Raw genomic sequence first — 10,495 nt, 5'->3', positions numbered from 1 at the left:
AGCGCGGCGCGCAGGAAGCCGCCGTAACGCTCCGTGGAGAGACGCGAATCCAGCACCGCCACCACGCCCTTATCCGAGGTCGAGCGGATCAGCCGTCCGGCGCCCTGCGCGAGGCGGATGGCGGCGTGCGTGGCCGAGACGGCCATGAAGCCATTGCCGCCGGCCTGGGCCACTGCCCTCGAACGTGCCGTCATCAGCGGGTCGTCCGGCCGCGGGAAGGGAATCCGGTCGATGACCACCAGCCGGCAGGACACGCCAGGGACGTCGACGCCCTGCCAGAGGGACATGGTGCCGAACAAACACGTGTCAGGTTCGTCGGCAAACTGCCGCACGAGCGCCGTCATGGTCGACTCCCCCTGGCACAGGATGCTGAGGCCCAGCCGGGGCCGCATGGCCTCGGCTGCTTCCTCTGCGGCCCGCCGCGAGGAGAACAGGCACAGGGCGCCTCCGCCGGAGGCGCGGATCAGCTTCTCGAGTTCGTCCAGGGCCTCGGGGGACGTTCCGCGGCCGGGTTTGGGCAGGTGCCGGGCGACGTAGAGAATGCCTTGCTTCGGGTAGTCGAACGGGGAGCCGACGTCGACGCCGGTCCAGCTCGGTGCGCCGTTGCCAACCAGGCCCAAGCCGCCGGCGGCGGGTTCGAAGGCAGCGCCGATGGCCAGTGTGGCCGAGGTCAGGATGACGGTGTGGTCCGCGAACAGGCCCTCGCGCAACCGCCCTGCGACGCTCAGCGGGGCAACATTGATCAACGCCGGCGCGCTCTCGTCCGGCTGGGAGTAGCCCTGCGCCGGGTCGAAGCTGCTGTTGCGGGAGAACCACACGACTTCGCGGTTTTCGCGCGCGGCCAGGAGGCGTTCACAGAGCTCCAGGATGACCATGAGGCGCGAGCGGGCCAGCTGCCGTCCGCCGTCCGCCGACACGGAGCTGTCCCCCTTGGAATCGGACAGGGCGGCGCGGCACGCGTCGCGCAGCTGGTCGATGCAGTCCAGCTGCTCGCTGTTCAGGCCGTTGGGCATCAGCCCGCTGGGGACGCCGTCGATGGCGAGCTCCAGGTGGGCGGCGGCATTGTTCAGCGCATCCACGGTGATGCCCGTATGCTTCCGGGCCCCGGACGCGGCGGCGTGCACCATCGCCACGGAGAGCTGGCCCGAGACCGCGCCCGTGACGCGGTCCTGAAGTTCGTGTGCTTCATCCACCACGACGACGTCGTACTCGGGCAGCACCGCCAGGCCTTCGAAGGCACTGACGGCGAGCATGGCGTGGTTGGTGACCACGACGTCGGCATCGGCGGCGTTCTGCCGTGCCAGCTCGCTGAAGCATTCGGCCGCGAGCGGGCACTTCTGCGCACCGAGGCACTCCATGGAGGTGACCGAGACCTGGCGCCAGGCCCGGTCCGTGACGCCGGGCATGAGCTCGTCGCGGTCCCCCGTGGCGGTCTCCTCGGCCCATTCGCGCAGGCGGACGACTTCCTTGCCCAGCTGGGAGGACGGCCCGCCAAGTGCGGCGGCGAAATGCGGCACGCTGGTGTCCTCGCCCAGGGAAAACAGCTGTCCCTCGGAAGGTTCTTCGGACGGGAAGCCGCCCTCGAGTTTGTGCCGGCAGACGTAGTTGGACCGGCCCTTGACCAGGGCGACCTTGACGGGCCGTTCCAGGGCAGGGGTGATGGTCTTGAGCAGCCTGGGCAGGTCCCGGCCCACAATCTGCGTCTGCAGCGCCAAGGTGGCGGTGGAGACCAGGGTGGGTTTGTTGCTGGTCAGCGAATGCGCGATCAGCGGAATCAGGTAGGCCAGTGACTTGCCGGTGCCGGTGCCGGCCTGGACCAGCAGGTGATCGCCGCTGTCTATCGCGCGCGCCACCTGCCGGGCCATTTCGTGCTGGCCATCGCGGCTCTGCCCGCCCATGCCGGACACGGCACGGTCGAGCAGCTTTACAACAAACTCCTCGCCGGCCGTGTCGGCATCCGAACCGGCGCCGGTGTCAGTTTCGGCCGGCCCAGCATCAGCTGGTTCGGCGTCGGCTGGTTTGGCGTCGGCTGGTTCGGCGTCGGTCCTGGTCACCGCGGCCTCAGTCATTGCTGATGAAGGGATCCAGTTCGGCGGCGAGTCCTTCACGCACCATCACCACGGCACGGGTCCCGGTTTCCTCGTGGTCGAGGCTGAGGATCTCGGCGTCGCTCTCGTGAAGCTTGCTGATCAGATCCCCGCGGTTGTACGGGATGAGCAGTTCAAGCTTCACGCTGGGCCGCGGAATGCCGTCGCTGATGGCCTTGAGCAGTTCCGGAATGCCTTCGCCGGTGCGGGCCGAGACCACCACGTGGCGCGGCTCGCGCTGCTTGAGCCGTTCGACCACGAACGGGTCAGCGGCGTCGGCTTTGTTCAGGACAATGATTTCCGGAACCTTGCGTGCGTCGACTTCGCTGAAGACCGTCCGGACAGCGGCGATCTGGCCCTCCGGATCCGGGTGCGAGACGTCCACGACATGCAGGATCAGGTCAGAGTCGGCGACCTCTTCCAGCGTGGAGCGGAATGCCTCCACGAGCTGGGTGGGCAGGGACCGGACAAAGCCCACGGTGTCGGCCAGGGTGTATCCCAGCCCGTCAGCGGTTTCGGCCTTGCGGACGGTGGGGTCCAGGGTGGCGAACAGGGCGTTTTCCACCAGCACCCCCGCGTCGGTCAGCCGGTTCAGCAGCGAGGACTTCCCGGCGTTGGTGTAGCCGGCGATCGCGACAGAGGGTACGGCATTACGACGGCGGTTGGCGCGCTTCGTTTCCCGGGCAGGCTTCATGGCGGCGATTTCGCGCCGCAGCTTGGCCATCCGGGTGCGGATCCGACGGCGGTCCAGTTCGATCTTGGTTTCACCGGGACCACGCGAGCCCATGCCGGCACCGGCGCCGCCCACCTGGCCACCGGCCTGGCGGGACATCGATTCACCCCAGCCGCGCAGGCGCGGGAGCAGGTATTCGAGCTGGGCGAGCTCCACCTGCGCCTTGCCTTCACGGCTCTTGGCGTGCTGGGCGAAGATGTCCAGGATCAGCGCTGTCCGGTCAATGACCTTGACCTTGACGATGTCCTCCAGCCCGCGCCGCTGGGAGGGGGCCAGTTCGGCGTCGACGACGACGGTGTCGGCGCCGGTGGACATCACGATGGCTTTCAGCTCCTGTGCCTTGCCGGAGCCGAGGAAAGTTCCGGGATCGGGCTTGGCGCGCCGCTGGACGAGCCCGTCGAGGACCTCGGAGCCGGCCGTCTCAGCGAGGGCGGCAAGTTCGCGCAGGGAGTTCTCGGCGTCCGCGAGGGTGCCCTCGGTCCAGAGGCCGGCCAGGACGACGCGCTCAAGGCGCAACTGCCGGTATTCGACCTCGGTGACGTCTTCGAGCTCGGTAGACAGGCCGGCCTTGCGGCGCAGTGCGTGCCGTTCCTCAAGGTCCTGCTGGTCGCCGTCGAAGTTGGTGTACACCTCGTCCAGGCGGGAGATGGCCTGCGCCTTGCCGAGCACCGACGTCGGGCCGCTGGTACCAGCACCGGCGGCGGTGCCATGGCTGGTGCCGGAGCCGCCGCGGCCTGGGGCGGGGGTGTCCTTGGAAAGGATCCGGTCGATTACAGCTTGAATCTCTTCAGGGCTCATGTCCTGGGCTGCTGAATCGGGTCCGGTGTTGGGGTGGCTGGTCATGGTCTCCTTTAAAGGTTCGGCTCTTTCAGAATAGTGCCGATTGTTGCTCTGTGGGGCGGTATTCGCGCTGGGCTGACGGCGGGGGGTCATGCGGGCCTCCTGGAATGCCCGCGGCAACGGCGCCGGGGCGGGGCTGGCTCTGTGCAGAGCGGTGGCTGGGTGACGGTAGAGGCGGCTAAGGCGCCTGGCTGCGGGGACGCTGGCTGTCTGGGCGGTGCCGGTGCCGGTGCAAAACACGGTGAGGTGGGTGCCTCCGCCACGCCGGGCCCGGGAGTACAGCGCGAGCACAGTGCCAGCACAGTGCCAGCAAAAACGGTGCCAGCAAAACTCCGTGCCTGGGAAATGGCTGGATTCCAAGTGGTGCGGGCGCCCGCGGGTGAGAAAACTCACCCCTGCGATGGCGCACTCAGCGGAAGGCGTTTACCTGCGTCGCTTCGGGGTCCCTCGGCGTCCCTGACAAGGACGGGACGGGACCCGTGCCGGCTACTTGGAGATCAGGATCATGTTTTGTAGCGTAGCAGACGCCGGCGCTGCCACCCGGTTTCCCATACGGGCTGGCCGCGAACTAATCTGGCCCATTATGGAGTCTGCACACTATTTCAGCGCCCAGCCGGCCGGGCCCTTTACCCGTAAGCCGCTCACCGTGGATCTTGCCGGTGAGACGCGCCTGCTGCAGACGTCCTCGGGGATCTTCAGCCCGGACGGGATCGACAAGGGAACGGCCGTGCTGCTGGCCGATGTCCCGGCGCCGTCGCCGCAGGGCAACCTGCTGGATATCGGCTGCGGCTGGGGACCGATCGCCCTGACCATGGCCCTGCGGGCACCGCACGCCCAGGTCTACGCGGTGGACGTGAACGAACGCTGCGTGACCCTGACCAATGAAAACGCCGGTCTGTTGGGGCTGCACAACGTATCCGCCAGCATGCCGGACGCCGTGGACCCCGACCTGCGCTTTGACACCATCTGGTCCAACCCGCCGATCAGGATCGGCAAGGATGAGCTTCATGCCCTCCTGCGCCTGTGGATTCCCAGGCTGGCGCCGGGCGGATCGGCCTGGCTCGTGGTCCAGAAGAACCTCGGCTCGGACTCGTTGCAGCGCTGGCTCTCGGCGGAGCTCGACGCCAGCTTCAGCGTGACCCGGGAGAGCACGTCGAAGTCGTTCCGGATCCTTCGAATCAGGAAAGCGTCCCGCTAGCGACGATCACGGCCGGGCCGCTGAGTTCGACGTGTTCGTGCCCCTCCGGGCCCAGGAAGAATTTCACGCCGACGACGCCGCCGGGGACGTGGACGTTCCATGCGTCCGGTGCGCCCTGCCCGGCCCAGTGGCGAATCGCGACGGCGGCGGCGCAGGCGCCCGTGCCGCATGACTGGGTCTCCCCCACTCCGCGCTCGTGGACCCGCATGGTGATGGTGCCGGTACCGTCGTGCACCAGTGGTTCGGAGGGCACAACGAATTCGACGTTGGTGCCGTGCGGCGGCGTCGGGTCCACCCGGGGGGCAGTGAACAGCTGCGTGGCCTCCAGTTCGGCTGTTTCGGCCAGGGCCACGACGGTGTGCGGGTTGCCCATGCTGACGGAGAGGGCGGGCCGCGCGACTTCGAGCCCGTCGGCGCTGACCAGCGAGTCCATGGCCCGCGCGGTCGCCTCGCCGGGGAAAATGAATTCCCAGGGGCCCATGTCGACGGCGTAGCCTGCAGCCGTCCGGACGATCGTCTTGGCACCGCCCCGGGTTCCAATGACGAGCGATTCGCCGGCCGGCAGGTCCACGAGGCCTTCGGCGATGAGGAAGTGCACAAAGACGCGGACTCCGTTCCCGCACATCTCAGAGAGCGAGCCGTCGCCGTTGCGGTAGTCCATGAACCACTCGGCATCGGGGTGCGCGGTCAGCAATTGCTGCCCCTCGGGCAGGAGCCGGGAAGGCACGGCCCGGATCAGTCCGTCGCCGCCGATGCCACGGTGCCGGTCACAGAGCGCCGCGACGTGCTCGGGGCTCAACTCGAGCGCGCCGTTGGGGTCTGCGATCAGGACAAAGTCGTTGCCCGTTCCGTGGCCTTTGGAAAACTTCAGGCCGCTCAGCGGGGCGGTATCGCCGGCAGTACGGTCAGCGGCTACGGCTTGGGATTCGTCCATGCTCCAAGATTACCGTTCCGCCCGGACCGCTCCGGCACCGTGACCCAAGCGCTACGCCGGAGGCAGAACCGGCGTCGCCCGGCAGACGCCGGCGGCCTCGGCCACGAGGTCAGGATCGTGCCAGCCCAGCCAGGTGACCCGGGGATCCGCACGGAACCAGGTCAGCTGGCGGCGCGCGAACTGCCGGGTGGCGATGATGGTTTCGTCCGCGGCCTGCTCCACGCTGGAGGCACCGTCGAGCACCCGGAGGAACTGGGCGTAGCCGAGGGCCCGCGGCGCGGTCCGGCCGTTGCGGAGCCCTGCGGCGTCCAGCCGGCGGACTTCGTCCAGGAGCCCCCGGTCCACCATCGCGTGGACCCGGTCAGCCAAGCGCTGCCGGAGCAGTTCCCGGTCCACCTCGAGTCCGATCTGGACGGCAGGCTGGAAGTATTGGCGGGCCGGCATGAAGGAGCTGAATGGCCGCCCGGTGAGCTCGAAGACCTCCAGGGCGCGGATGATCCTGCGCTCATCGCCGAGCCTGCCCGCAGAGACGGGGTCCACTGCCTCGAGCCGTTGCCGCAGGGGCGCGGGTCCCGAGGTAGCCAGTTCCGCCTCGAGCCGGCCGCGGATCTCCGGATCCGTGCCGGGGAATTCCAGGACGTCGAGGGCGGCGCGGACGTAGAGTCCGGAGCCGCCGGCCAGGATTGCCCGCTTACCCCGGCCGTGGATGTCGGCGATCAACGCCCGGGCCTGCTGCTGGAAGTCCGAGACGCTGGCTTCCTCGGTCACGTCCAGAATGTCCAGCAGGTGATGCGGCACACCGCGGCGCTCCGCCTCGGTGATCTTGGCGGTGCCGATATCCATGCCGCGGTAGAACTGCATTGAGTCGGCGTTGATGACTTCACCGTCGAGCTCAAGGGCGAGGGAGACGGCCAGGTCTGATTTGCCTGATCCCGTCGGCCCGACGACGGCGATCACCGGCGGAGCAGCCGGCCGTGCCCCCTGCGCCGCCGCATTTTGGGCAGCGTCCTGCTGGGCCGTGTCCTGCTGGGCAGCGGCCTGGGCCGTGGCCTCGACCGCCGTGGCCTGGGCTGTGGCCCGGGCTGCTGCGTTCTGGACTGCTGCGTTGCCGGGAGCGCCCTGCTGGCCGGGCACGGCGCTAACGGCCGCGGACCGGGAGGCTGGGCATGCCCAGCGACACGCCGGAGGTGCCCGACGCGCTGGTCTTCCCCGCCGGGCTGGCTGGGCCTGCGCCGCAGGAATCTGCCTGCGACCGGTCCCAGGCGTCGCCGGCACGGGACCGTCGCAGGCTGTAGTCCTCGGCCGAGGCAGGGTCGGAGACGAGGTGGAACGCCGCCGCCTCCGTGATGGTGACAGTCACCAGATCGCCGGGCCGGGGCACTTCGGCTCCGGCGGGCACGGAGAAGTGCACCAGCCTCTGGTCCTGGGAGCGGCCGGAGAGGCGGTGGGTTTCCCCAGCCTTGCGGCCCGACTGGGCCGTCACCATGACCTCGACGCGGCGGCCAAGCTGCCGGGCGTTTTCCTCGGCGGCAATCCGGTCCTGCAGGGCAGTGAGGCGTTCGAAGCGTTCCTGGACCACGGCCTTGGGCAGTTGGTCCGGCAGGTCCGCGGCGGGCGTGCCGGGCCGCTTGGAGTACTGGAAGGTGAAGGCGGTGGCGAACCGGGATTTCTCCACGACGTCGAGGGTGGCCTGGAAGTCCTCCTCGGTCTCGCCGGGGAACCCAACGATGATGTCCGTGGAGATGGCGGCGTGCGGAATTTTCTCGCGGACCTTGTCCAGGATGCCGAGGAACTTGGTCGAACGGTAGGACCGCTTCATGTCCTTGAGGACCTTGTCCGAGCCGGACTGCAGTGGCATGTGCAGCTGCGGCATGACGTTGGGGGTCTCGGCCATGGCGTCGATGACGTCGTCGGTGAAGGCGGCCGGGTGCGGGCTGGTGAACCGGACCCGCTCCAGGCCCGGAATGTCGCCGCACGCACGCAGGAGCTTGGAGAACGCCTGCCGGTCGCCGAATTCGACGCCGTAGGAGTTCACGTTCTGGCCCAGCAGGGTTACCTCGATGGCACCGTCGTCCACGAGCGCCTGGATTTCGGCCAGGATCTCACCGGGGCGGCGGTCCTTTTCCTTGCCCCGCAGGGCCGGGACGATGCAGAAGGTGCAGGTGTTGTTGCAGCCCACCGAGATCGATACCCAGCCCGAGTAGACGGAGTCCCGCTTGGTGGGGAGGGTGGAGGGAAAGACGTCCAGCGATTCGAGGATCTCCAGCTGGGCCTCATTGTTGTGGCGGGCCCGGTCCAGCAGCGCCGGCAGGGCACCGACATTGTGCGTGCCGAACACGGCATCCACCCACGGGGCTTTCTTGAGGATGGTCTCCCGGTCCTTTTGCGCGAGACAGCCTCCCACGGCGATCTGCATGCCCGGGTTGGCTGCCTTGACCGGGGCGAGGATGCCGAGGTTGCCGTACAGCTTGTTGTCGGCGTTTTCCCGGACGGCGCAGGTGTTGAAGACCACGACGTCGGCCAGCTCGCCGGCGGAGGGGACGTAGCCTGCGGCCTCCAGAATGCCGGCCATCCGCTCGGAATCGTGCACGTTCATCTGGCAGCCGAAGGTGCGCACCTGGTAGGTGCGGGGCTGGGCCGGGGCGGGACTTTCCGGTGCGGAAACGGCGTCCGCACCGAATGTCTGGGGCCCTGCCGGCGGCACCGCCGGTGGCGCTGTCGGAGAAGTCATGCCGGCCGTTGGGGAGGGAATGGTAAAACTCACCTGTTAAGGGTAACGGGTAAGGGTAGTGGGCAGCGGCTGGGCCAGCGCAGACCCCGGCCCGGCGGCCCTAATCCCCGTCCCCTGCCTGGTCGGCGGCGGCATCGAGCACCTCATCCACCACCCGGAAGGCGAGCGACGGCTGGTATCCCTTGCGGGCCAGCATTGACGCGAGGCGGCGCGTAACTTTGTCGCGTTCGGCACGGTCTTCGCCGCCGGTGAATCCCCGCAGCTTGCGCTCCACGAGCTCCCGGGCTGCCGTTTCCTCGTCGGCGTCGCTGAGCTGATCCAGTGCACCGGCAGCGATCTCCGGGTCGATGCCCTTGTCCGCAAGTTCGCGCCGCAAGGCCCCTTTGGCGAGCTTGCGCGTCTGGGACCTGCTGCGGACCCACATGTCGGCGAACTCGGCGTCGTCAACCAGCCGCACTTCCTCGAAGCGGTCCAGCACGGCCTCCGCGACGTCCTCGGGGACGTTGCGCTCGGCCAGCTTGCGCGAGAGCTGCAGCCGGCTCTTGGGCGAATTCGTCAGCTGCCGCAGCACGATGGCACGTGCCACCGCCGCGGGGTCCGCGTCCCGGTCCTGCCCGGCCGGCGAATCCGCGCCATCGGTGCGGTCCGCCGGCTGATCCGGGCCGACAAAGCCGGAGGCAGGACTCCGTGACGGAAATCCTGCCCCTTTGCGCCGCCGGCTGTTAGAAGCCGTCAACGGCCTTCAGCTTCGGAGATTCTTCGGTCTCAGCCGGGGCTTTGACGCCAACGCCGAGCTTTTCCTTGATCAGGCGCTCGAGTTCGGCCGCCAGCTCCGGGTTGTCGCGCAGGAAGCGGCGGGAGTTCTCCATGCCCTGGCCCAGCTGGTCGCCATCGTAGGTGAACCAGGAGCCCGACTTTTTGATCAGGCCGTGCTCGACACCCATGTCGATGATGCCGCCCTCACGGGAAATGCCCTGGCCGTAGATGATGTCGAACTCGGCGATTTTGAAGGGCGGGGCCATCTTGTTCTTGACGATTTTGGCCTTGGTGCGGTTGCCGACGGAATCGGCGCCCTCTTTCAGGGTCTGGATGCGGCGGACGTCGATGCGGATGGAGGCGTAGAACTTCAGCGCCTTACCACCGGTGGTGGTTTCCGGGGAGCCGAAGAAGACACCGATCTTTTCACGCAGCTGGTTGATGAAGATGGCCGTGGTCTTCGTCTGGCTCAGGCGGCCGGTGATTTTACGTAGGGCCTGGCTCATCAGGCGGGCCTGCAGGCCCACGTGGCTGTCGCCCATGTCGCCTTCGATTTCCGCGCGGGGAACGAGGGCGGCCACGGAGTCGATGACTATGACGTCAAGGGAGCCGGACCCGATAAGCATGTCCATGATTTCCAGCGCCTGCTCGCCGGTGTCCGGCTGGGAGACCAGGAGCGCGTCGGTGTCGACGCCCAGCTTGGCGGCATATTCCGGATCGAGGGCGTGCTCGGCGTCGATGAAGGCGGCAATGCCGCCCTGGCGCTGGGCATTGGCAACCGCGTGCAGCGCGACCGTGGTCTTACCGGATGATTCCGGACCGTAGATTTCCACGACGCGGCCGCGGGGCAGGCCGCCAATTCCCAGGGCGACGTCCAGTGCGATGGACCCGGTCGGGATGACTTCGATGGGTGCACGGACTTCATCGCCGAGGCGCATGACCGAGCCTTTGCCGAACTGCTTGTCAATCTGGGCAAGCGCTGCGTCGAGCGCCTTCTGGCGATCCGGGGCTGCGGCCATGATTCACACCTCTAATACTTTCTCGCTGTGGAGTGGCCGTGGAGGCCTTTGTCTGTCATCACTGACGCTACTGGCACCCTCCGACAAAGTTGTCGGGAGAACCACTTATGTGGAAAACGGTCTGAAAAAAGCATATCGCTATCCGAACAGATATTCGAACAAGCGGGCGGCGTGTCAGGCGTCACCGGTGCTCAGCC

The 10,495-nt window shown here is 67.9% G+C and carries 8 protein-coding genes; 1 reads left to right on the top strand and 7 read right to left on the bottom strand.

All coding sequences use genetic code 11. From position 1 onward, the window contains the following. Both Y706_RS25690 and hflX read right to left on the bottom strand, forming a co-directional pair. Window positions 1–2,069, bottom strand: a 2,069-nt coding sequence (locus Y706_RS25690) for an ATP-dependent DNA helicase (protein WP_253906802.1), incomplete at its 3' end; no start/stop codon positions are given. After that, window positions 2,062–3,663: a GTPase HflX gene (gene hflX / locus Y706_RS0114995; RefSeq protein ID WP_028277233.1), complete on the bottom strand. Its 1,602-nt coding sequence runs from the start codon at window positions 3,661–3,663 to the stop codon at window positions 2,062–2,064. The genes hflX and Y706_RS25690, both read right to left, overlap by 8 nt. 580 nt (window positions 3,664–4,243) lie before the next feature. Between hflX and Y706_RS0114990 the strand changes: the two genes are divergently transcribed. Beyond that, entirely contained in the window at window positions 4,244–4,858 is a 615-nt protein-coding gene (locus Y706_RS0114990) for a class I SAM-dependent methyltransferase (protein WP_028277232.1), read from the top strand. Here Y706_RS0114990 and dapF read toward each other — a convergent pair. From dapF to recA, 5 genes are all read right to left on the bottom strand, one after another. After that, window positions 4,839–5,792 carry a diaminopimelate epimerase gene (gene dapF, locus Y706_RS0114985; protein ID WP_028277231.1) on the bottom strand — a complete coding sequence of 318 codons (954 nt, stop codon included), beginning with the start codon at window positions 5,790–5,792 and terminating at the stop codon, window positions 4,839–4,841. The two genes, Y706_RS0114990 and dapF, sit on opposite strands and share 20 nt — an antisense overlap. Window positions 5,793–5,843: 51 nt before the next feature. Continuing rightward, a complete protein-coding gene (gene miaA / locus Y706_RS0114980) occupies window positions 5,844–6,749 on the bottom strand; it encodes a tRNA (adenosine(37)-N6)-dimethylallyltransferase MiaA (RefSeq protein ID WP_028277230.1) in 906 nt (301 codons plus the stop codon). 181 nt (window positions 6,750–6,930) lie between these two features. Then, window positions 6,931–8,523, bottom strand: coding sequence for a tRNA (N6-isopentenyl adenosine(37)-C2)-methylthiotransferase MiaB (miaB, locus tag Y706_RS0114975; RefSeq protein WP_084476162.1), 1,593 nt, complete (start codon window positions 8,521–8,523; stop codon window positions 6,931–6,933). Between the two features lie 100 nt (window positions 8,524–8,623). Next, window positions 8,624–9,109 carry a regulatory protein RecX gene (locus Y706_RS25685; protein ID WP_043436272.1) on the bottom strand — a complete coding sequence of 162 codons (486 nt, stop codon included), beginning with the start codon at window positions 9,107–9,109 and terminating at the stop codon, window positions 8,624–8,626. A gap of 136 nt (window positions 9,110–9,245) precedes the next feature. Continuing rightward, a complete protein-coding gene (recA, locus tag Y706_RS0114965; RefSeq protein ID WP_018774457.1) occupies window positions 9,246–10,298 on the bottom strand; it encodes a recombinase RecA in 1,053 nt (350 codons plus the stop codon). Between the last annotated feature and the right edge of the window lie 197 nt (window positions 10,299–10,495).

Source organism: Arthrobacter sp. I3, assembly GCF_000520575.1.
GTDB lineage: Bacteria > Actinomycetota > Actinomycetes > Actinomycetales > Micrococcaceae > Arthrobacter > Arthrobacter humicola_A.
Note: the sequence above shows the minus strand (reverse complement) of the source record. Positions and strands in the feature narration are given on the sequence as shown.